The organism is Kluyvera genomosp. 3, assembly GCF_011765685.1.
GTDB lineage: Bacteria > Pseudomonadota > Gammaproteobacteria > Enterobacterales > Enterobacteriaceae > Kluyvera > Kluyvera georgiana_A.
In genome coordinates this window covers 3,417,929-3,440,421 of sequence record NZ_CP050321.1, presented here as the reverse complement: position 1 = coordinate 3,440,421, position 22,493 = coordinate 3,417,929, and the positions used below count along the sequence as shown (strand labels likewise).

Annotated in this window: 22 protein-coding genes; 10 read left to right on the top strand and 12 right to left on the bottom strand. The window is 56.2% G+C overall.

The features are described 5' to 3' along the window. The gene (locus GY169_RS16165) at positions 1-1,893 is read left to right on the top strand and encodes a BglG family transcription antiterminator (protein ID WP_167576326.1); all 1,893 of its coding nucleotides are present in this window, start codon (positions 1-3) and stop codon (positions 1,891-1,893) included. Between the two features lie 44 nt (positions 1,894-1,937). Here GY169_RS16165 and rimO read toward each other — a convergent pair whose 3' ends face one another. Both rimO and GY169_RS16155 read right to left on the bottom strand, forming a co-directional pair. Continuing rightward, positions 1,938-3,245 (bottom strand): 30S ribosomal protein S12 methylthiotransferase RimO, encoded by a 1,308-nt coding sequence (rimO, locus tag GY169_RS16160; RefSeq protein WP_163447011.1) that lies wholly within the window; start codon positions 3,243-3,245, stop codon positions 1,938-1,940. A 173-nt stretch (positions 3,246-3,418) separates the two neighbouring features. Then, positions 3,419-4,567, bottom strand: a complete 1,149-nt coding sequence (locus GY169_RS16155) for a lipase family protein (protein ID WP_223882110.1) — start codon at positions 4,565-4,567, stop codon at positions 3,419-3,421. Positions 4,568-4,808: 241 nt separating this feature from the next. Between GY169_RS16155 and GY169_RS16150 the strand changes: the two genes are divergently transcribed. Continuing rightward, entirely contained in the window at positions 4,809-5,192 is a 384-nt protein-coding gene (locus tag GY169_RS16150) for a biofilm formation regulator BssR (RefSeq protein ID WP_163447007.1), read from the top strand. Between the two features lie 34 nt (positions 5,193-5,226). Here the strand turns inward: GY169_RS16150 and GY169_RS16145 are convergent, their stop codons facing one another. Both GY169_RS16145 and GY169_RS16140 read right to left on the bottom strand, forming a co-directional pair. Then, on the bottom strand, positions 5,227-6,513 hold the full coding sequence (locus GY169_RS16145) for an ABC transporter substrate-binding protein (protein ID WP_064548542.1): 1,287 nt from the start codon (positions 6,511-6,513) through the stop codon (positions 5,227-5,229). Positions 6,514-6,537: 24 nt separating this feature from the next. After that, positions 6,538-7,617, bottom strand: coding sequence for a cellulase family glycosylhydrolase (locus tag GY169_RS16140; protein ID WP_167576324.1), 1,080 nt, complete (start codon positions 7,615-7,617; stop codon positions 6,538-6,540). Between the two features lie 145 nt (positions 7,618-7,762). Here GY169_RS16140 and GY169_RS16135 point away from each other — a divergent pair, with 145 nt between their 5' ends. Then, complete coding sequence (locus GY169_RS16135; RefSeq protein ID WP_163447001.1) at positions 7,763-8,773, top strand: LacI family DNA-binding transcriptional regulator; 1,011 nt, start codon at positions 7,763-7,765, stop codon at positions 8,771-8,773. 5 nt (positions 8,774-8,778) lie between these two features. On the opposite strand, the gene GY169_RS16130 is transcribed toward GY169_RS16135, so the two are convergent. Further along, the gene (locus GY169_RS16130) at positions 8,779-9,399 is read right to left on the bottom strand and encodes a glutathione S-transferase family protein (protein WP_065355615.1); all 621 of its coding nucleotides are present in this window, start codon (positions 9,397-9,399) and stop codon (positions 8,779-8,781) included. Between the two features lie 231 nt (positions 9,400-9,630). On the opposite strand from GY169_RS16130, the gene dacC reads away from it, so the two are divergent. After that, positions 9,631-10,833 (top strand): serine-type D-Ala-D-Ala carboxypeptidase, encoded by a 1,203-nt coding sequence (gene dacC / locus GY169_RS16125; RefSeq protein WP_163446999.1) that lies wholly within the window; start codon positions 9,631-9,633, stop codon positions 10,831-10,833. A gap of 7 nt (positions 10,834-10,840) precedes the next feature. On the opposite strand, the gene deoR is transcribed toward dacC, so the two are convergent. Both deoR and ybjG read right to left on the bottom strand, forming a co-directional pair. Next, a complete protein-coding gene (gene deoR / locus GY169_RS16120; protein WP_065355616.1) occupies positions 10,841-11,599 on the bottom strand; it encodes a DNA-binding transcriptional repressor DeoR in 759 nt (252 codons plus the stop codon). Positions 11,600-11,669: 70 nt separating this feature from the next. Further along, positions 11,670-12,278, bottom strand: a complete 609-nt coding sequence (ybjG, locus tag GY169_RS16115) for an undecaprenyl-diphosphate phosphatase (protein ID WP_064548552.1) — start codon at positions 12,276-12,278, stop codon at positions 11,670-11,672. Positions 12,279-12,545: 267 nt separating this feature from the next. Between ybjG and GY169_RS16110 the strand changes: the two genes are divergently transcribed. Next, positions 12,546-13,781 carry an MFS transporter gene (locus tag GY169_RS16110; RefSeq protein WP_167576323.1) on the top strand — a complete coding sequence of 412 codons (1,236 nt, stop codon included), beginning with the start codon at positions 12,546-12,548 and terminating at the stop codon, positions 13,779-13,781. A 69-nt stretch (positions 13,782-13,850) separates the two neighbouring features. Here the strand turns inward: GY169_RS16110 and GY169_RS16105 are convergent, their stop codons facing one another. Next, on the bottom strand, positions 13,851-14,663 hold the full coding sequence (locus GY169_RS16105) for a Cof-type HAD-IIB family hydrolase (RefSeq protein WP_167576322.1): 813 nt from the start codon (positions 14,661-14,663) through the stop codon (positions 13,851-13,853). Continuing rightward, positions 14,663-15,865, bottom strand: coding sequence for an MFS transporter (locus GY169_RS16100; protein WP_163446993.1), 1,203 nt, complete (start codon positions 15,863-15,865; stop codon positions 14,663-14,665). Before GY169_RS16100 ends, GY169_RS16105 begins: the two co-directional genes overlap by 1 nt. Before the next feature lie 81 nt (positions 15,866-15,946). On the opposite strand from GY169_RS16100, the gene GY169_RS16095 reads away from it, so the two are divergent. Further along, a complete protein-coding gene (locus GY169_RS16095; RefSeq protein ID WP_163446991.1) occupies positions 15,947-16,498 on the top strand; it encodes a TetR/AcrR family transcriptional regulator in 552 nt (183 codons plus the stop codon). On the opposite strand, the gene GY169_RS16090 is transcribed toward GY169_RS16095, so the two are convergent. After that, on the bottom strand, positions 16,495-17,292 hold the full coding sequence (locus GY169_RS16090; protein WP_167576321.1) for an SDR family NAD(P)-dependent oxidoreductase: 798 nt from the start codon (positions 17,290-17,292) through the stop codon (positions 16,495-16,497). The genes GY169_RS16095 and GY169_RS16090 overlap by 4 nt on opposite strands. 275 nt (positions 17,293-17,567) lie before the next feature. Then, on the bottom strand, positions 17,568-19,256 hold the full coding sequence (locus GY169_RS16085) for an aspartate:alanine antiporter (protein ID WP_163446987.1): 1,689 nt from the start codon (positions 19,254-19,256) through the stop codon (positions 17,568-17,570). A 274-nt stretch (positions 19,257-19,530) separates the two neighbouring features. On the opposite strand from GY169_RS16085, the gene GY169_RS16080 reads away from it, so the two are divergent. Then, positions 19,531-19,917 (top strand): inner membrane protein YbjM, encoded by a 387-nt coding sequence (locus GY169_RS16080; RefSeq protein ID WP_163446985.1) that lies wholly within the window; start codon positions 19,531-19,533, stop codon positions 19,915-19,917. 32 nt (positions 19,918-19,949) lie between these two features. Here the strand turns inward: GY169_RS16080 and GY169_RS16075 are convergent, their stop codons facing one another. Further along, complete coding sequence (locus GY169_RS16075; RefSeq protein ID WP_064548642.1) at positions 19,950-20,213, bottom strand: GrxA family glutaredoxin; 264 nt, start codon at positions 20,211-20,213, stop codon at positions 19,950-19,952. 210 nt (positions 20,214-20,423) lie between these two features. On the opposite strand from GY169_RS16075, the gene GY169_RS16070 reads away from it, so the two are divergent. The 3 genes from GY169_RS16070 (at position 20,424) to rimK (ending at position 22,443) form a co-directional block, all read left to right on the top strand. Beyond that, positions 20,424-20,702, top strand: coding sequence for a DUF1418 family protein (locus tag GY169_RS16070; protein WP_065355635.1), 279 nt, complete (start codon positions 20,424-20,426; stop codon positions 20,700-20,702). Then, complete coding sequence (nfsA, locus tag GY169_RS16065) at positions 20,686-21,408, top strand: oxygen-insensitive NADPH nitroreductase (protein ID WP_167576320.1); 723 nt, start codon at positions 20,686-20,688, stop codon at positions 21,406-21,408. The genes GY169_RS16070 and nfsA overlap by 17 nt, the downstream gene beginning before the upstream one ends. 132 nt (positions 21,409-21,540) lie before the next feature. Then, positions 21,541-22,443: a 30S ribosomal protein S6--L-glutamate ligase gene (gene rimK, locus GY169_RS16060; RefSeq protein ID WP_163446981.1), complete on the top strand. Its 903-nt coding sequence runs from the start codon at positions 21,541-21,543 to the stop codon at positions 22,441-22,443. Positions 22,444-22,493: the final 50 nt, after the last annotated feature.

Sequence of the window (22,493 nt, the reverse complement as noted above, 5' to 3'; positions counted from 1 at the left end):
ATGAGACTGTTCACCAATAAGCGAGTCAGAGATATCTTTATCCAGATAGCCCAGGGGACGGTGACGCAGCAGTCGTTGGCAAACGCGATGCATGTTTCTACCCGCACTATTCGTAGCGATCTGAAGGCGCTGGGCGAAATCATCATGCAAGCCGGTAATCGTCTCATCTACGATCGTAAAGTGGGGTTTTCTATTCAGGTGGATAACCCGGCGGGCCACCGCAGGCTGCTGGAACAGTCGCAAAAACCATGGAAAGAGACGCGCTCTACCCGCGAGCGGCGTAGCGCGTTGCTCACGGCGCTGTTGCGCCAGGATAAAGATGTTTCGCTGGAGCAGTTGGAGTCGACGTGGTTTATCAGCCTCTATACGCTGCGCAACGACATCACGCTGCTCAAACGTCACTTTGCCCTTTACGATATCGCCGTCAACTGCGAGGGCGCCGAGCGCTATAAGCTACAGGGCAGTGAAATCGCGCTGCGTCGTTGTATCTACGATCATTTACTGCGGGCCAGAGAGCCGGAGGAGGAGTTCGCCGCGCTGTTCGACAATCGCGGACAAGTGGCGGATATCAAACAGGCGCTCAGCCGCTATGTCGTGGCGCATGGGCGACAAATTAGCGATGTGAACCTGCGCTTTTTTACGCTGATTTGCGCGATCGCATCCGGACGCATGCAGCGCGGCAGCTGGCTATTGGACTTTACGTTCAACGGCGGCGAACCGACGATAAAAACGGCGGCAGCAGAGATCTTCGCTTTGCTCTGCGGTGAGGGCGCGTCGGGGCTACAAAGTGAAATCGACTATATTGCGATGAACCTTGCTGCGTTTTGTACACATGCGGGGGACGACTTGTCGGAAAACTGCGCCGCCGAGTGCGCGGTGATGAATCATTTTCTCAGCTATGTGAGCGCCTCATGGTTTTGCGATGTGTTCTATGACGAAGCATCGCGTTCCAGCCTGCTCAATCATATTAAAGCGATGCGCATTCGGGTTAACAACGGTATCACCATCGTTAACCCATTGATAGAACAGATTAAACGGCACTATCCGCTGATTTATGAAATGACGCTTGCGGCATTCAGCGAACTGGAACATTTTTTCTCCGGGCGTATCAGCGATGACGAAATTGGCTATCTGGTGATGCATATCGGCGCCATCCTGGAAGAGACGCATCTTAAGGAGGCGACTCTGAGCACGCTGGTGGTCAGCGAACAGGGGGGCGCATCGGCAAGACTGGTGTGCCAGAAAATAACCCGTATGTATCCACAACTGGCGATTGCGCGTTACATCTCGGTTGAGCAATACAATGCCGCAGAAAGCATTGATGAGAATCTGGTTATTAGTTTCGTCACGGTGGCGGAGAAAAACCGGCGGGTGATTCATCTACCGCCGCTGCCCGAGCGCTGGCAACTGGAAAATATGAAGTACTTTCTGCATGCGGAGACCACGCCGACCGCCATGGTGAACTATTTTTCGCCTGAGCATTTTTTTGTTTTTACCGAGCATCAGCATGATAAAGCTTCGTTAATTCACTTTCTGTCCGCTCAACTGGTTCGTCAGGGGCGGGTGGATGAACGCTATCTGGCGTCAGTGCTGGAACGAGAGGAGCGTGCCTCAACGCTGCTGGATGATAAAATCGCCATCCCCCATCCGCTGGGCTTAGTCGCGTTGAGCACTATGGTGACGGTTGCGGTATTCCCCAACGGTATTGAATGGGACGCCGGGAAAATGGTGAAGATGGTCTTTATGCTGGCGATTAGCGAGGATGCGTTTGTCGATAGCATGCTGATTTATGACTATTTAACCAACATTCTTGATGATGACGTGATTGACGTACTGAGTCAGTGCGCCAGCTATCCCGCGTTTATGTCGCGGTCGCAGAAGTATTTTTTGTAGCGCATGAAATATGCCTTTCCCCGTCAGGGGAAAGGCATGCGAGATTAAACCCGGCTACCCCACAGGTCATATTCGTCGGCGTTTTCTACCTTCACACGCACCACGTCGCCCGGTTTCACCTTCGTTTCACCGTTCAGGTAAACCGCGCCGTCGATTTCTGGGGCATCGGCCATGCTGCGGCCAATGGCGCCTTCTTCGTCCACTTCATCGATCATCACCAGAATTTCACGGCCGACTTTTTCCTGCAGGCGTTCGGCGGAAATCTGCTGTTGCAGCTGCATGAAGCGGTTCCAGCGGTCTTCCTTCACGTCGTCTGGCACCTGATCCGGCAGATCGTTCGCGGAGGCGCCGTCAACCGGGCTGTACTGGAAGCAGCCGACGCGATCGAGGCGGGCCTCTTTCAGGAAGTCGAGCAGCATCTGGAAATCTTCTTCCGTTTCGCCCGGGAAACCGACGATAAAGGTCGAGCGCAGAGTCAGGTCCGGGCAGATTTCACGCCACTGTTTAATGCGCGCAAGCTGACGGTCTACCGAGCCTGGACGTTTCATCAGCTTCAGGATACGCGGGCTGGCATGCTGTAGCGGAATATCGAGATACGGCAGAATTTTGCCTTCCGCCATCAGCGGGATCACGTCGTCAACGTGCGGATACGGATACACATAGTGCAGGCGCACCCAGACGCCGAGTTTTGCCAGCTGTTCACACAGGCTTTCCATGCTGGTTTTCACCGGTTCGCCGTTGTGGAAACCGGTACGGTGCTTCACGTCCACCCCGTAGGCTGAGGTGTCCTGAGAGATCACCAGCAGCTCTTTCACGCCAGCGTCGACCAGACGTTTTGCTTCAGCCAGCACTTCGCCAATCGGACGGCTCACCAGATCGCCACGCATCGACGGAATGATGCAGAACGCGCAGCGGTGGTTACAGCCTTCGGATATTTTCAGATAGGCGTAATGGCGCGGCGTCAGCTTAACGCCCTGTTCCGGCACCAGGCTCAGGAACGGGTTGTGCTGTGGTTTTGGCGCGTAGTGGTGTACGTGCTCCAGAACCTGCTCATAGCTGTGTGGGCCAGTGATTTCCAGCACTTTCGGGTGCACTTCGCGAATTTGATCTTCTTTGGCGCCCAGGCAGCCGGTCACGATGACCTTACCGTTTTCTTGTAGCGCTTCACCGATCGCTTCCAGGGATTCCTGGACGGCGCTGTCGATAAAGCCGCAGGTATTGACGATGACCATATCGGCACCCTCATAAGTGGGCACCACCTCATAACCTTCGGTGCGCAGCTCGGTAAGGATGCGCTCGGAATCGACCAGGTTTTTCGGACAGCCTAAAGATACAAAACCAATTTTGCTCATTTTATGTACGAATCATTGCTCAGGAAAACGCGGAGTATACATCATGCCCCAACGCTACAGCTATATCCGATGGTCATCTGATTGTCAGGAAAACGATACGTTAATAATGCGCTTCGTGAGCACGAATGCAGGCCAGAAAAGCGCCTGCATTATGCTTTCCGCCTGGTGACGTATTACTCTTTTTTCGCCACATCGGCCCGGATAAGGAAGGGCACGGAATCGCGCAGCGATGGATTGACGGTACCGCTGTGGTCAAGCCCTTCATAAACATGCACTTCTGCCTGCGTGCCGGCGGCTTTAACGGCATCGGCGAAGCGCAGCTGCATGGCGGTGGGAACGTTGATATCCGCGCTGCCAACACCGATAAATACCGGGTGCTGAATATCCATTGTCGGATACAACATGGTGTTGATCCCATTACTTAACAGGCTTTCTATCGCGGGTTTAAGCGTATTGCCGGCATTGAGACCGGCCTGCATGGTTTTTTGCGTCAGCGGTGTGATACAGAGATTTTTCGCCTGTTCCAACAGTGGCAGCGCGCTGTCCTGGAAATAATCTTCTGGCTTCAGCGAGGGATCGGCGTCTGCTGCGGCGAGGTAGATATAGAAGATATACGGAATCTTAGGATCTCCGGCGTTCTGATTATCCCCTTTTGCTGGCGGCAGAATATCAGCAGCGGTGGTTCCGATCGCAAAATACGGTGTGCCGGTTAATACCGTGGCTCGGATGTTCAGTTCCGGCGCGTACTTAGGCTGGAATCCTGCGCTGGAAAATGCCGCGTGAGCCCCTTGTGATTGACCGACCAGAGTCAGTTCATTCTTCAGCGGAAACTGGCGCAGCGCGGCGCGAACGCCATCCAGTATGCTCCACGCTTCCCCACGGGCATTGAGATAGTGGTGTACGCCTTCCGAACCCAGACCGGCATAGTCCGGCGCCACAATGGCGTAGCCCAGCGAAAGCCAGGTATTAAGGTACTGTTTATCGCGGACGGTACGTTCATTGAGCGATGGTGCGCATTGGCCGGCTACGCCGACGGTGCCGTGCGCCCAGACCACGACGGGCCATCCGCCTTCCGGCGCTTTCCCTTTTGGAATAAACACCGCGGCGGAGTCCACGCGCGGCGAATGCCCGTCAACGCCACTACGGGAAGGGTAATGCATCAGATACTGCTGGGCGGCTTCGCTAAGCCCATGGTCGGCGGCCAGAGTGGCCGTATTTTCATGCTCTTTGGCTTGCGTCGGCGCGGCAATAACCGGGGAGGCGCTTGCGGATAACAGCATTAATGCACAGGCCGTCACCCTTACTCTTTCCTGAAATAACATGCACAACATCCTTTTTTGTCGTCTGAATAGTCACAGTGTAGTCGGCGACGCGTTAACGCGGCATCAATGACAGTCTGATATAGGGGCAGGGCGGTCGAGGCTTTTTCCAGTCCCGACGATGCTCAAGGTTGGTTTGTTGTTAAAAATGTTGCAAATGATGAATTGTTGATATCGCGCAGCATTTTGTACGTTAAGTAATCTCATAATGAGAATGCCAATGGGTGGCAAGGGAGGTAAATGCATGACGGAAAGCAAACTGAAACGCAAGCTGGTGGGGAGGCTCATCAACGCGCGAATTGACCTTGATGCCTATTTGCAACTGAGGAAGGCAAAGGGGTATATGTCAGTCGGTGAAAACGATCATCTGCGTACTAACCTGCTTGAATTGTGCAGCGAGCTGCGTGATAACGCGGTCGCGCTTAAGCGCTGTACATCACTGAACGAATTGGAAATGATGCGGCAGGCGGGCGAGGCGATGGCCTCTGCTGCGGTTTGCCTGATGAGTGGGCGCTATGATTGCCCCTCGTATATCGCGGTTAACGTAGAAACGCTCGATCGCTGTCTGGCGGCGTTGACGAAAAGCATTCGTAAGCTGGATGCAGGGGCTCCCGTGGTGGAAACCTGAAACCAGGGGGACATTCGTCCCCCTGCTCGTCGTGCTAGCGCATAATGCGACGTAAAATGCGGTTAGCCTGCTCTTCAAAGTTGGTCGCGGCCTGGTCGATCGTGGCTTTACCGTAATCGATGCTTTGCAGCGCGGAGCTGAACAAGGCGCCAAACTGCGGATCTTCAAGGTACGGCAGCGCCTTCGACTTATTCGGCAGCGAGGCGGACTGCAGTAGCCCGGAAATCACCGGGTCGTCATCGGTTAACAGGCCCGCGTCGCGCAGGATTTTTTCACCTGACTTGCTTAGCGGCACGCCGCGCTCCAGCGCCACAGGGATAACGCCTTCTTTCTCGCTCATCAGGAAGTTAATCAGCGTTGCCGCTTCCTCCGGGTGGCGCGTGTTTTTGCTGATAGACAGCATCAGCGCCGTTTTATGGAACTGGCCGGCGTCTTTTGCCCCTTCGCGCATCGGATACGGCCCCATCACCAGATCCGCCGGATTGGCCAGATTCTGCGACTCGGCGGTGTACAACACGTTCCAGTTATAGACGCCGCCCCATTCACCGTTGATCCACGGTTTCATCTCATAGGCCACGCCTTTGCCAAACGATGCCATGGTACGGGCGTCCGGCACCGCGTGGGCGTCAACCAGCTTACGATAGAAGGTGAAAGCCTCGACCAGATCGGCATGGTTCCAGCCGAGCTTGCGGGCTTTCTCATCGACCATCGGTTTCTGGTTGCCCTGATAGACATACGAGTTCAGGAGCAGCAGAGAATCCTGCTCCGTGAGAATCAATGGATAGTAGTTATCACCCAGCTTCTCTTTAAATACCGGCCCGGCCTTCAGCAGTTCGTCCCAGGTTTTGGGTAACGCAACGCCGGCTTTTTTCCACGTGGCGGCGTTGTAGTAAAACAGCATCACGTTGGCGGAAACCGGAATGGCGTTGACCTTGCCATTCACTGTGGTGCTGGCCAGCGACTCCGGAGAAAACTGATCGAGTCCAATAGGCTTCGCCAGTTTATTGAGGTCATAAAAACCGTCGCCGGTTTTTGACAGCAGCGTCAGCCAGTTCCAGTTGGTCTGGATAACGTCGGCCTCGGTATTGCTGTTGATCTGCGTGGTCAGACGCGAGTAGAAGCCGTCCCAGCCGGTGTATTCCGCCTTCACTTTGATATTGGGATATTTGGCCTCAAAGGCTTCCAGCGCCTTTAAGGTGGCCTGGTTGCGGGCCTTGCCGCCCCACCAGGCAAAACGGAGTTCCACCTGATCGGCGCTGTGTGCGATGGGCATCGCGCCGAAACTGCAGCAGGCAAGCAGGAACAATATCGACTTTTTCATGGATGAATCCTCCGTGTTATAAGATTAACGCTGCTGCCGACGCCAGGTCGTTAAACCTTTCACCAGCTGCATTTCCTGCTCGCACCACGGCTTACCTTCTGGCGTTAACACATCGTGGAACCAGAGCGACTGCGGATCAGGGTGGTTTTTATTCACGCTGGTCCATGGGATCCAGGTTTGCGTGCGGCCCTGTACCAACCCCCACTGATAGCAGCCGGTATCAAAGGCGCAGAACAGCGGTAGCTGTTCGCTGAAGACGCAGTCCATATGGCGGGCCAGCCACTCGGTACACAGAACGGGACGATTACGGCGAACCAGATTCTCCAGCACGCTCAGCTGGCGGGCGGCGGTGTTGTAGTTGTGGTAGGTGATGATGTCTGACAGATCCATTGCGGCAGCGTCGATCGGATGTTCCAGCGTGCCGTACTTGTCGTGATCGATATGCCATGCGCCAACGGTCAGCGGCTGGGTTGGCCCCACGTCGCGCGCCCAGCCAAAGGTGGCGATCATCAGCTCCAGGGCGTAGCTTTCCAGCGCTTCGTCATACTCGGTTGATTCCGTTGGCGACAGGTTGATGCCGCGGTTTCCCGGTTCGTTGTAGAGATCCCAGATGGTGATGCGCGCGTCGTCTTTAAAACGGGTCAGCACGTCACGTACGTAGGCTTCAACCCGCGGCCACTGCTGTGGATCCATCACGATAGCGCGGCCAGGGCTGGCGGCAGCCTGGCTGTTATGGACGCCTTCGCGCGGTGGTTTTTGCGGGCCGAGGTAAGGCTCGTCGCCGGAGAAGCCGCAGTCGTCCATCAGCGTCAGCATGACCTGGATGTTGTGCTTCGCGGCGAGGCTCAGGAAGGTGTCGATGCGCGCCAGCAAACCGTCGCGATCCGCTTCCCAGACGATAAACGGCAGGTTGGTGCGCAGGGCGTTATAGCCGTAATCATGCGCCCAGCCCAGCTCCTGATCGATCACTGCGGCGTCAAAGGTGTCGGCCTGCCACATTTCGGTCCAGTTCACCGCGCTGCGCGGCAAATAGTTAAACCCACAGGCCCAGCCGTGTTGTTTAAACCACGCTTGCGCCTGAGATTCGGTCCATTGTGAATGCATTTCTGTTTCTCCGTTGCTAATAATTATTAGCTAATATTTATTAACTGACGGTGGATACGCAATCACAAGGCTGTCATTCTGCTGGAGCGTTCACAAAAAAGATGTGGGATAACTGTGCTATAGTCGGCGGCGATAAGGAGTAATCATGCAGAAAAAAAATAAGATAACGATGAGTGATATCGCCAGGGAAGCCGGTGTTTCTCAGGCGACCGTTTCGCTGGTGCTCAACAATAGTCGGGCAATTCGCCTGAGTGATGCCACGCGCGACCGGGTGTATGCCGCGGCGCAGGCGTTGGGCTATCAAAAAATTATCGTGCCGCACCGTAAGGACGGGCAGGAGGAGATTGCGCTGCTGCTCAGCGGGATGCCGAATTACGATCCCTTTGTTGACGCCATTAGCGAGGCCAGCAGCACGGCATGGCAGCGTGATACGTTGCTGACCGTTTACGATTACGGCGACGATATGGAACTGGCCGGGCAGATTCTCCGTCAGCTGGAGCGGCGCAACTGCGCGGGAGTCATTCTCGCCAGCTCGGTAACGCGCGTCTTCGACTTTTCACCCTTTGAACCGTTAATCAATAAGCCGGTGGTGCTGCTGAACCAGTACGATCCCAACCGCCCGCTGTTGCCGACTTTCCTGCCGGATGACCGGGCTAACGCCTGTCAGACCGTCAACCATCTGCTGGCGCAGGGGGTGACGCGCATCGCGCACATCATGGGCGATGAGTGGATGGATGCCAGCGTGCTGCGCCTGGAAGGGTATCGCCAGACGCTTGAGCATGCGGGCATTACGGTGGATGAAGCGTTGATCAAGCAAACGGACTGGTCGCTGGATGCCACGTTTAAAGCCACGCTGGAGCTGATGCGCCTGCCGCAGCCGCCGCAGGCCATCTTCTGCGCCAGCGACTGGATGACGCTTGGCTGCTATCAGGCGCTGGCAACGTTGAATGTGTCGATTCCTGGGGACGTGCTGGTGTGTGGTTATGACGATCAGCGGATTGCCCATCAGTTGACGCCGGCGCTGACCAGCGTGCAGCTCGCTTATAACGAGTTGGGTCGAATGGCGGTGAGCTATCTCTGCGATGGCGACGATACCGCCGCCCATATCCGGCTGGTGGGCAAGTTGCAGGTGCGCGGCAGCAGCCTGCGCACCTGAAAAAATCAGCTGACGGGAATCATCACGACGTCGCGGAATGCCGGGCGTTCGGCTAGCTGCTGATACCAGCGCGCGAGGTGTGGGCGTGGCTGCCAGGTCTTGACGGTTTCCAGCAGGTTATAGACGAACGGCGCGACGGCGATATCGCCCACGCCGAACGCTTCGCCGGAGAGCCAGGTCTGTTTCGCCAGCGTGTTCTCCAGAATGTCCAGCAGCGGCTCGCAGGCTTCAATGGCCGCTTCAATCTCCGCCATATTGCGCTGTTCCGCTGGGGTTCTTACCAGCCCGATGAGGATTTTGCGATGCACCGGGGACAGGGTCTCGTTGGCCCAGTCCATCCATTTTTCGCTTTTGGCGCGCTGAATGGGGCTGGCTTGCCACAGGCTGTCAGTTCCGTACTGCGCCGCCAGGTAGCGGACAATAGTATTGGACTCCCACAACACGTCATCACCGTCTTTCAACATCGGCACCAGACCGTTCGGATTGAGCGCCAGATAGGCCGCGTCGCGGTTCACGCCAAAGCCCTGACCCGCCATAATCTGCTCGTAGGGCAGGTTGAGTTCGGCCAGCGTCCAGCGCACTTTTTTCACGTTCGTTGAATTATTTCGTCCCCACAGCGTAACCATAACCACTCCCGTTTTTTTAGCGAAGGTTCAATGTGCGGCAAAGTTAACGCTTACGCAATCTTGATCAAAAAAAATGTCAGGTTTTAAGCACAAGTTGGGGATCTTGCGTAAACTTAAAAAACTTTACCAACTCACTGTTTCTTTAAGAGAGTTTCTACGTTATTACTCACGGCCTGGTGCAGCACGGCACTGTCGTGGCGTGTTTTGGGAATGGATACTTGGGTGGTTTTTATGATGTGTAACGCTAACGCCTTCAGGAGCCTGATGGCAGGCTCTGCGCTTTTACTTTTGATCGCACCGGCGGTGCAGGCGGCGGAGCAGATGCCCGATGCGCCGGCTATCGACGCGCGCGCGTTTATATTGATGGACTATGCCAGCGGTAAGGTACTGACCGAAGGCAATGCCGATGAGAAGCTGGACCCGGCCAGCCTGACGAAAATCATGACCAGCTACGTGGTTGGCCAGGCGCTGAAGGCGAACAAAATCAAGCTGACCGATATGGTCACGATTGGCCGTGATGCGTGGGCCACCGGCAACCCGGCGCTGCGCGGATCCTCGGTGATGTTCCTCAAGCCGGGAGAGCAGGTCTCCGTCGAGAACCTCAATAAAGGGGTGATCATCCAGTCGGGCAACGATGCCAGCATCGCCATCGCCGACTACGTCGCAGGCAGTCAGGACTCTTTTGTGAGTCTGATGAACGGCTATGCGCAGAAAATTGGCCTGACAAATACCACCTTCAAAACTGTTCACGGCCTGGATGCGCCGGGGCAGTACAGCACCGCGCGCGACATGGCGCTGCTGACCAAAGCCATGATCCACGATGTGCCGGAAGAGTACGCGGTGCACAAAGAGAAAGAGTTTACCTTCAACAATATCCGCCAGCCGAACCGTAACCGCCTGCTGTGGAGCACCAACCTCAACGTCGACGGCGTGAAAACCGGTACGACCGCCGGCGCGGGCTACAACCTGGTGTCATCGGCCACCCAGGGTGATATGCGCCTGATTGCTGTGGTGCTGGGCACCAAGAGCGATCGCGTGCGGTTTAACGAGTCGGAAAAATTGTTGACCTGGGGTTTCCGTTTCTTTGAAACCGTCACCCCGATTAAGCCGGATGCGACCTTTGTCAGCCAGCGAGTGTGGTTTGGCGATAAGAGCGAAGTGAATCTGGGGGCCGGGGAAGCCGGTTCGGTGACGATTCCGAAAGGCCAGCTGAAAAACCTGAAGGCCAGCTACAGCTTAACTCAGCCGCAGCTGACCGCGCCGCTGACCAAAGGGCAGGTGGTGGGGACCATTGATTTTAAACTCAACGACAAAACCATCGAACAGCGCCCGCTGATCGTCATGGAAGCGGTCGAAGAGGGCGGGTTCTTTAGCCGGATGATGGACTTCGTGCTGATGAAGTTCCACGAGTGGTTCGGCAGCTGGTTCTCGTAATGCCTGATTAATACAGCAGCGAGATTTGCTGCTGTTTCGCCAGTGCCACCAGTTCTTCATCCGGACTGGTGTCGCTGGCAATCACATCAAAGCGCGTCAGATCGCCCATGCGGGCGGGGCGCACTTTGCCAAACTTGCTGTGATCCGCTACCAGCACATGATAGCGCGCCTGGCGCATTGCCCAATGCTTCACCGGCAGCTCTTCCAGATTAAAACAGGTTGCGCCCATCTCGATGTCGATACCCGCCGCGGAATAGAAGGCGATGTCCGGGCACAGGTGCGACAACGTATCCTGCTCGCTCAGCGGTTTGAAAATAGCGTTGCTGGCGTGGAACTCGCCGCCGCAAAGAATAGGCCGACAGTTGGGCTTATCCTGTAGCGCGAGGAAAGTGTTGAGGGAGTAGCAGACGGCGGTAAAAGGCAGATCGTTATCAATGGCATCGATAATCCACGGAGTGGTGGTGCCGCAGTCGAAAAACGCCATCTGGTGCGGCTTGAGCAGCTTTGCGGCATGGCGTGCCGCCAGCTTTTTTTCTTCCACCAGGCGGGTTTTTTGGTCGCTCAGTAAATAGTGCGGCACGCTGCGCGGTTCCAGCACCACGTAGCCGCCCAGCAGCACGACCGGCCCGCTTTCGCTGTTGAGATCGCGACGAATCGTCATTTCAGAAACGCCAAGCAGCGCCGCCGCTTCTTTAAGATGCAGCTTATCGCTACGTTTCAGTGCCTGAATCAGTTGGCCAATTCGCTCGTCGCGTCGTGTTTCCATAGTGCCTCTGGTGGACATGCCCCGGCAGGTCGCCGGGGCTCAGCGCGTTATTTTACCTGCGAGCGAAGTGCTAGTCACGCACCCAGCCTTTACGAATCGGAACAGAGAAGATAATGCGGTGCAGCTGCTGAAGGCGCGGGTAAACCAATGCGCCAATGGAGTGCCACAGCATTTGCGCGACCATGCAACCTACGAGGCCGCTGAGGAAACCGCCGAGCATATCCATCGGCCAGTGTACGCCAAGATAGACGCGGGACCAGGCAATCGCCATCCCCACGACCATCAGCACCAGCCCGGACCACAGGCGGTGCCAGAACAGGAACGCCAGCGCGAAGGTGAATATCACCGTGCCGTGGTCGCTCGGGAAGGAGTTATCCGGTGCGTGGTGCAGGAACGTATGGCCGACGTTTTCGACAAACGGACGCTCGTGCGGGAATAGCTGACCAATCGTCCACGACAGCGTAAGGCTAACGGCAATCGCCAGCGCGACTTTAATCACCAGATGACGCTGAGCATGCACCTGCTTACGTTCACCCCATAACCACATGGCGGCGGCCAGCAGAGGGACGATCAGGATCAGATCCTGCGCGATGAATGTCGCCAATGAAATTTCCCACGCCGCCGAGGCAGGGGTGGCATTGATGAGCAAAAACAGCGAATGGTTCAGGTTTTCCAGCATAGCGTTCCGGCTTAATAGATGACGTTTATATGACAGCTACCTTAAAAAGCCGTTTCTGGCGGGTAAAGCGGCATTGTCTGATTCGCTATACTCAATTTAAGGCAGCCTGTCGCATGGCGTAGAGTATAGTGCCAACTACCTTAAGCCAATCTTAACAACGCTTAACAACATCAATTTGTGCGAAATTGTTAAGCTGCGTGATAATTGACTATCACCACTAGCGTGCATTGATTAAACTTGCGCGTTTTTAGAATGCATACGAGTCATATGGACACTTTATCTTCTTCCCGGAAACGCTTAGGGCGCAAGGCGATTCTGTTCCCGCTTTGCCTCGTGCTCTATGAGTTTTCTACCTATATCGGCAACGATATGATCCAGCCCGGCATGCTCGCAGTGGTGAAGGAATTCAACGCTGGCGATGAATGGGTGCCGACCTCGATGACCGCCTACCTTGCCGGCGGTATGTTCCTGCAATGGCTGCTGGGGCCGCTATCGGACCGCATTGGCCGCCGTCCGGTCATGCTCACTGGCGTGGTCTGGTTTATCGTCACCTGTCTGGCGACTCTGCTGGTGCAAAATATTGAGCAGTTCACTTTCCTGCGTTTTTTACAGGGTGTGAGTCTGTGCTTTATTGGCGCGGTGGGTTATGCGGCGATTCAGGAGTCTTACGATGAGGCGACCTGTATCAAGATAACCGCCTTGATGGCCAACGTCGCATTGATTGCGCCATTACTGGGGCCACTGGTGGGGGCCGCGTGGATCCACGTCGCCCGTTGGGAGAGCATGTTTGTGCTCTTCGCGGTGCTGGCAGCCCTGGCTTATATCGGGCTGCATAAGGAGATGCCGGAGACGGCGACGCGCATTGGCGAGAAGCTGTCGTTAAAAGAGCTGGGGCGAGATTATCGCGAAGTGCTGAAAAATGGCCGCTTCGTGGCGGGCGCGCTGGCGACGGGTTTTGTCAGCCTGCCGCTGCTGGCGTGGATCGCGCAGTCGCCGGTGATTATTATTAGCGGTGAGGGCGCGAGCAGCTATGAATACGGCCTGCTGCAGGTGCCGATTTTCGGCGCGCTGATCCTCGGGAACCTTGTGCTGGCACGTCTGACCTCGCGCCGCACGGTGCGCGCGCTGATCGTCGCGGGGGGATATCCCATTATGTTTGGCCTTATTCTGGCCGCTGCGGCGACGGTGGTGTCGTCTCATGCCTATTTGTGGATGACCGCCGGATTAAGCTTCTACGCCTTCGGTATTGGTCTGGCGAACGCCGGGCTGGTGCGTTTGACGCTGTTTGCCAGCGAGATGAGCAAAGGTACGGTCTCCGCGGCGATGGGCATGCTGCAAATGCTGATCTTTACCGTCGGCATTGAGCTGAGTAAACACATGTACCTGTTGGGGGGAATTGGCTTATTCAGCCTGTTCAACCTGGCCGGTGGTTTGCTGTGGCTGGGGCTGATGGTGATGTTCCTGCGGGACAAAACGGTCGGCAGCGGCTTACAGCCGCAATAACGCTACGCAGCTTATCGGGCCTACGATCGATAATCGACCAGTAGGCCCGATAACCGAGCCGGATCTTAATCAGGCAAACGGCGCTTCGCCGTTGAGCACCTTATCAATAATCTCCAGCACGCCTTCTTCGTTATTGTGCGCCGCACGATAATTCGCGACCGCTTTCACCGCTTCAGACGCATTGGCCATCGCAAAACCGTAGCCAGCCTGCTTCAGCATCTCAATATCGTTGCCGCTGTCGCCAAACGCCACCACTTCCTCGTTACGGATGCCCCAGCGCGCCTGCAGTAGACTCAAGCCGTGTGCCTTGTGCACGCCGGGGATGATCAGGTCGATACTGCCGTGACCGGTGGTGACGGCGGTGAGCATATGACCAAGCTTGTCATCAAGCAGTGTCTGCATTTGCGGCACTTTATCGTCCGGAATATTCAGGGCGAATTTGAGAATGGTGTCGTCGAGATTATCGAAATTTTCCACCAGCTCCAGACGGTGATAATAGTGCACCGCAATGTCGTGGAAGCGCGGGTCATAGTGCTTCAGCGTGTAGGCGCTCTGTTTACCGCAGGCGATAATCTCAATTTCCGGGCGCGTTTGCAGGAACGCCACAATCTGCTGGAAATGGTCGCGCGGCATTGAACAGTTGAAAACGTCCTCTCCGGCGTCGCGGACCCAGCCGCCGTTCTCGGCAACGAAGCCAATTTCATCGACAATTTCCGGGAAGAACGACGCCAGTTGGTAGTACTGGTTGCCGCTGGCGACCACAAAGCGAATCTGCTGTTCTTTCATCCGCGCATACTGTTGACGGAAGCGTTCGCGGTTATAGGTTTTCTTGTCGTTTAAAAATGTGCCATCCATGTCGACAGCGATCAGTTTAACGCTCATCAATGACTCTCCATTACAACGCGGGGCTCGGGTTTCGCCACCGCTTTCGCCACCAGAGCGGCAATCAGAACCAGCGCCAGGACGGCCAGCATCGCGCTACGCAGACCGTAATGTTCGCCGAGGAAGCCGAGCAGCGGCGGCCCGACCAGAAACGCCAGATAGCCAGTGGTGGCGACAACGCTGACGCGAGTTGGCGCATCCGGGCCGGTATCGCTGGCGGCGGAAATCGTGAGCGGGAAGCCAAGCGACGCGCCCAGTCCCCATAGAATAACCGACACGCCGGCCACCCAGGCGCTGTCGACAAAAATAATCAGCGCAATACCGAGCGCCCCCATCAACGCGCTGGCGCGCACCACGCTGACGCGGCTGTAGCGGTCGATAAACCAGCCGCCGGTAAAGCGCCCGACGGTCATACCCAGCGTGAAGCCGGCGTAAATGAGCGAGCCGGAGGTGGGACTAAAACCATGACCGTCTACCATCAGCAGCGGTAGCCAGTCGTTGGCTGAGCCTTCGGCGAACGCCATCGCCAGCACCACCACGCCAATCAGCATCAGCTGCATATCACGCCAGAAGGGCACGCCTTTTTCCTGGTGCTGCGCATCTTCCGCGGCGTTTTTGCCGGTGCCGTCGGGAATGGCCTTAATGGCAATGGCGATGGGGGCAATACCCACCAGCGCCGCCAGCAAAATATGCCACATCGCAGGAAGACCAAAGGCAGTGACCGCCATGCCGATGCCGGCGCCAACCAGCGTGCCGAAGCTGTAAAAGCCGTGCATCATTGGCAGTACGGTTTTTTTCATTTCGCGCTCGACCGCTGCGCCTTCAACGTTAATCGCCACTTCCGCTGAGCCAAAGCTGGCGCCAAAGATGGCCAGGCCGATAGCGAAGATCCACGCCGAGCCAAAGTGCAGTGCCAGGCTGAGGATCATCATGCCAAAGATGGCGCACGACATAGTGGTGCGAATCACCGCGCGGGTCCCGAATCGTTTCACTAAAAAAGCCGAACAAAGGATGCCGCTCATCGAACCAATCGACAGGCCAAACAGCACGATGCCCATTTCAGCAGTAGAAACCGATAAAATATCGCGGATCGCAGGCGTACGCGTAGCCCAGGAGGCCATCAATAAACCGGGTAAAAAGAAGAACATAAAGAGCGCCCACATCCGCAGTTGCAGGGCTTTACGGGAAGTTAACGTTGTCATCCATTCGCGTCGGGTCGGAAAGTGTGCAGACAACACTAACAAGACTGTGTACATTTGTACATAATCTGCATGAGGAGAATTATGGCTCGCCGACCGAATGACCCGCAGCGCCGGGAGCGCATCGTTGACGCTACGCTGGAAACGATCGCCACGCACGGCATTAATGCGGTCACGCACCGTAAAATCGCCACCTGCGCTGATGTGCCGTTGGGGTCGATGACCTATTATTTCGACGGCATTGAAGCGCTGCTGGGCGAGGCGTTTCGCACCTTTACCGATCGGATGTCAGAAGAGTATACGGCGTTCTTTGCCGATGTGACCAACACCACGGAAGCCTGTGATGCCGTTGCTGAAATCATCTTCAGCAGCCAGGTGACAACACCGAAGAACATGACGCTGATGTATCAGCTGTACGCGCTGGCGAGCAGTACGCCGTCGATGAAAGCGATTATGCAGAACTGGATGAAGCGCAGCCAGCAGACGCTGGCGCAGTGGTTCGACCCGACGACCGCCCGCGCGCTGGACGCCTTTATCGAAGGCATGACGCTGCATTTTGTCACCGATCGCCAGCCGCTGACGCGCGAGGATATTCGCAGCATGGTAGGGCGCATTGCTGGAGAGAAGCTGCGCTAGCTTAGCGTCGCGCCAGGGGTCACGTTGACGATGGTCGCGGTCATGGCTCCGGCTGCGTCAGCGGCCAAAAATGTTATCACTCCGGCGACCTGCTCGAGCGTAGGCAATTGTTTAAGCAGGGTGCCTTGCGCCGCGCCGCCCAGCCATTCGTCGACGGTGAGTTCCATTGCCTGCGCCTTCTGGCGAAAGATCTCGCCGGTATAGGAGCCCGCTTCTACGGCCCCAATAATCGCGTGTGAACGTACGCCGAGCACGCGGATGTTGCGTGGGCCCAGTTCGCTTGCCAGCGCTTTAATAAACGCCTCCGTTGCCGCACAGCCAACGATATGTCCCAGATGTCCTGGGATTGCCATCGCGGCTGCCGGGGCGACGACGGTCAGCATCACCCCCTGGCGGCGTCCACCCAGATAGGGGGCAGCCGATTTGGCGATAATAAACTGGGCTGCCAGAAACGGATCGATTCCCTGCCTGAACTCGGCAAGGGACAGCCGCTCCAGATGTTTTCCCTGCTCATGCATAAAGCCGGTCGCGTTCACCACCACGTCGATGCCGTGAGACTGATCGGCCAGCTGCGCGACGCGCCGCTGCGTTGCCTGTTCATCGAGTACATCAACGGTAAAGGTGCTGACAGTGCCCCCTTGCGCGCGCACGCTTTCGGCCACCGCGTCGAGCTTATCCTGATGGCGCGCCGCGAGATGCACCAGCGCGCCCTCGCGGGCCATGGCATGCGCTACCGCGCCGCCAATAGCACCGCTGCCGCCGAAGATAATCGCGACTTTGCCTGCTAATAACATAGGTCACCTCATGGTTCGGTGCGTGTTCTATCAGTATGGGATAGGGGGGAGGGGATGCAAGCGAAGCGAGTTTAATGTATTGATTTTGTTTGGTTTAACTGGATTTCAGGCAACAAAAAACCCATCAACCTTGAACCAAAGATGGCGGGGTTGATGGGCTCCACAAAATGGGGACATCAAAGAAAAGCAGTGGCACTAATTAAGACTCGCACCCTGAGGAAAAGTTCTGCGTTGCGCAAAAAAATTTTCTTTTCTTTGTTTTCCCCCTGTCAGGGCTAGCCGCCTAGTCCTGGCCAGATGATGATAATGAGCGTACCGGCGAGGGTTAACAGCACGTTTGCGATCGCATATGTGCCCGCATAACCCAGCGCCGGAATATTGCTACGCGCGGTGTCGCTGATGATTTCCATTGCTGGCGCACAGGTACGCGCTCCCATAATGGCGCCGAACAGCAGCGCGCGGTTCATGCGCAGGACGTAAGCACCGAACAGGAAGCAGATAACCACCGGAACCAGGCTGACAAACAGTCCCGCAACCAGCATCTGGCCGCCAACCACGCCGAGGCTGTTGCCAATGCCGCCGCCAGCGCTTAAGCCGACGCCCGCCATAAACACCATCAGACCAAACTCTTTCACCATGTTCAGCGCGCCCTGCGGGATATAGCCGAAGGTGGGGTGGTTAGCACGCAGGAAGCCAAGCATGATGCCCGCAAACAGCAATCCGGCAGCGTTGCCGACGCCGAAACTAAAGTTGCTGAACTGGAAGGTGATCATGCCAATCATCAGGCCGATGATAAAGAAGGCGCAGAAGGCCAGCAGGTCGGTCACCTGGCTGTGGATGGAGACGAAGCCGATACGATCGGCGACGGTTTTCACGCGGCGCGCGTCGCCGCTCACCTGTAGCACATCACCTTTGTTGAGGACGATGTTATCGTCGATCGGCATTTCAATCTGGCTACGGATGACGCGGTTGAGGAAGCAGCCGTGGTCGGTCAGCTTTAGCTGCGCCAGACGGCGACCCACAACATTGTGATTTTTCACCACGATCTCTTCGGTAACGATGCGCATGTCCAGCAGATCGCGGTCGAACACCTCTTTACCGTTACGGAAGCTCGGGTCCAGACGCGCATGGGCATCCGGGTAGCCAACCAGCGAAATCTCATCACCCATTTGCAGGACAGCGTCGCCGTCCGGGTTCGCCAGAATGCCGTTGCGGCGGATACGTTCGATATAGCAGCCGGTCTGGCGATAGATGCCCAGTTCACGCAGATTTTTGCCGTCGGCCCATGCAACCAGCTCTGGCCCCACGCGGTAGGCGCGGATCACCGGCAGATAGACTTTACGATTGGTGTCGGTGTCCAGACCGCGCTCGCGGGCGATCTGCTGGGCGCTGGTTTGCAGATCCTGATGCTGGAACTTCGGCATATAGCGGGCGGCGACGATCAGGCTCACCAGACCAATCAGGTAGGTCAGGGCATAACCAAGACTCAGATGATCTTGCGCCTGCGCCAGCAGAGCGCTCTCCATGCCGGAGTGGCGCAGGGTATCTCCCGCACCCACCAGAACCGGCGTAGACGTCATGGAACCGGCAAGCAAACCGGCGGTCAGACCGATATCCCAGCCGAAGAGTTTACCGAGGCCCAGCGCAATCAGCAGCGCGCTGCCGACCATCACTAACCCCAGCATGAGATAATTTTTACCGTCGCGGAAGAAAATAGAAAAAAAGTTGGGTCCGGCTTCAACACCAACGCAGAAAATAAACAGCATAAAGCCTAAATTCAGCGCGTCGGTGTTAATACTAAAGTGCTGCTGTCCTAATAAGAGGGAGACGACTAAAACGCCAATGGAATTACCAAGTTGGATGGAGCCCAGACGTAATTTGCCAAGACAAAGCCCCAGCGCTAATACCACGAATAATAACAGGATGTAATTCCCGTTTAACAAATCTGCGACGTTTATATTCACGGAATCTAACTTATTGTTTACCAGTAACGTGTTGAAAGAAAGGGTTATTTGGTCTACTGTTGACCAAGGGCGATGGTTGGCTTAATGCTATCCTGTACCCAAAAAATAACCAGAAAATAGCGGTCAGTAGTTTAATCGTTCCTGAAAGCTACGGCTAGCAACAATCGCTTTTAGCACCGAAGTGTTTTGGCAGGGAAAGCCAAAAACTTTATCTGACTGGGCGCCCGTAAGGGTGATGAATGGGGTTTGATAGAGAATTTTTCAGGAGATGCGTGTGAAAACTGAACGCGGTTGGGTCGGTATAATATGCTGCTTTTTACTTTTTATAGTGGTCTTTTTTTCACTCGTCCTGCACGTCAAGGGCGCATTTCGCGCATCCGGAAATCCTGAACTCGGCCTGCTGTTTTTTATTATTCCAGGCGCCGTGTCCAGCTTTATCTCTCCGCGTCGTCGGGTGATGTTGCCGCTGGTGGGGGCGATTCTTGCCGCACCGCTGTGCCTGCTGCTGACGCGACTGTTTCTCGAGAATCACGGTTCTTTCTGGCAGGAACTGGCGTGGTTGTTCAGCGCTATCTTCTGGTGTGCACTCGGCGCGCTGTGCTATCTGTTCGTCAGTTCGTTGCTGCACGACAAACGCCGGGAAAACAAACGCCCGCTATAGGGCGGGCGTCGTGTCACGTCTCGTTAAGCGAATCAGGCAAACAGGCCCAGGTTCTCTTTCGCCCACGCTTCAAAATCGGTGCAGCCGCCGATGTGTTTCTGATCGACAAAAATCTGCGGCACGGTTTCAACCGGTTTACCCACCGTTTTTTCCAGATCGGCTTTGCTGATGCCTTCTGCGTGAATATCCACGTAACGGTAGTTAAAATCGTCGCGCTCCTGAGTCAGTTTCTCCGCCAGCTCTTTTGCACGAACGCAATAAGGGCAGCCCGGACGACCAAAAATTACGGTAAACATAGTGTCTCTCCTCAAACGAGCGGAATAATCAATGTGCCTGTCGGCGAATGGCGCTTATCATGCCGCGCCGGACGCGCGGGGGAAAGAAGGTTCTGCCTGTTGTTCTGATTCATCAAGGCTATGTTTGGCTAATTATTTTTCCCCCGCTTACCGTTATACTCGAGCTGAATTGGCTATCAAAATACGCGACAGGTTCACAGGAGGAGAGGCATGCGTTCGCTGGGAGCACTACCGAAAAGCGTTTTAATTCTGGAGACCATCGGCATGATTGTGCTGGCGGTGGCATGGCTGTCGCTGAATCAGTACGTCACGCTGCCCGCGCCGTTCGCCAGCCCGCTGGCGGCGGTGGTGATGATCTTCGTGGGAATTGCGCTGATGCTGCCTGCCGCTGGCGTGCTATTTCTCGGCATAGCCCGCGCCGTAGCGCCGCAGCTGATGAATCCTGGCCAGTCGCGAAAAAAGGAAAACAAAGATGACACCGACCATTGAGGTATTGCTTAACCATCGCTCCATTCGTCAATTCACCGACGAACCGATTCGCGACGATCAGCGTCAGGCGATTATCGCCAGCGCCCAGGCAACGTCCAGCTCGAGCTTTTTGCAGTGTACATCGATTATTCGCATTACCGATAAGGCGATGCGCGAGCAGCTGGTCGGCCTGACCGGCGGGCAGCAGCACGTGGCGCAGGCGGCAGAATTCTGGGTATTCTGCGCCGATTTTAACCGTCATCTACAGATTTTTCCTGATGCGCAGCTGGGCCTGGCGGAACAACTGCTGTTGGGCGTGGTGGATACCGCGCTGATGGCGCAAAACGCGCTGACCGCGGCGGAATCGCTGGGTCTGGGAGGCGTGTATATCGGCGGGTTGCGTAATAACATCGAAACCGTGACCGAGCTGCTGGCGCTGCCAAAGCACGTGCTGCCGCTGTTTGGTCTGTGCCTGGGCTGGCCGGCAAGCCATCCGGATCTCAAGCCGCGTCTACCTGCCACGCTGTTGGTGCATGAAAACCACTACCAACCGATGGATCGCGAAGTGCTGGCGCAGTACGACGAACAGCTGGCGCAGTATTATCTGTCGCGCAGCACCAACGCGCGCCGCGATACCTGGAGCGACCATATTCGCCGTACGTTGGTGAAAGAAAGTCGACCGTTTATTCTGGACTATCTCCACAAGCAGGGCTGGGCGACACGCTAAAGCATGCGTTACCCGGAGGCCCGATAAGCGCAACGCTATCGGGCTGAATCTTTGTCAGGGCGCATACATTCGGCCAGGGCAAAGCGGTATGCTACGTCGGCTTTTTTTACGGTCTTTTTGGAGAGGTAAAGGGTGAAAATCGCCATTTTATCCCGGGATGGAACGCTCTACTCGTGCAAACGTCTGCGCGAGGCTGCCCTTCGCCGTGGCCACATCGTCGAGATCCTCGACCCGCTTTCGTGCTACATGAATATCAATCCGTCGGCGTCGTCCATTCATTATAAAGGGCGCCAGCTGCCGCATTATGACGCGGTGATCCCGCGTATCGGCTCGGCTATCACTTACTACGGCATGGCGGCGCTGCGTCAGTTTGAAATGTTGGGCAGCTACCCGCTCAACGAATCGGTAGCGATTACCCGCGCCCGCGATAAGCTGCGTTCGCTCCAGCTGCTGGCGCGCCAGGGCATCGACCTTCCGGTGACCGGTATTGCCCATTCGCCGGACGATACCAGCGATCTTATCGACATGGTCGGCGGCGCGCCCCTGGTGGTCAAGCTGGTGGAAGGGACGCAGGGAATCGGCGTGGTGCTGGCCGAAACGCGACAGGCGGCGGAGAGCGTGATTGACGCCTTTCGCGGGCTGAACGCGCATATCCTGGTGCAGGAATACATCAAAGAGGCCAAAGGGCGCGATATTCGCTGCCTGGTGGTGGGCAATCAGGTAGTGGCGGCGATTGAGCGCCGGGCGAAGGAGGGCGATTTTCGCTCCAACCTGCATCGCGGCGGTGTCGCTACGGTGGCCGACATTACTCACGCCGAGCGCGAGATTGCTATTAAGGCGGCTCAAACCCTGGGCCTCGACGTGGCGGGAGTGGATATCCTGCGCGCAGCGCGCGGACCGCTGGTGATGGAAGTGAACGCCTCGCCGGGGCTGGAAGGGGTGGAAACCACGACCGGTATCGATATTGCCGGAAAAATGATCGCGTGGATCGAGCAACAGGCACACCCTGGATTTTGCCTGAAAATCGGTGGCTAGTGCGGCTTTCATGGTATGTGACGCTTTTTTTGCGTAAGCTATATGGCAAT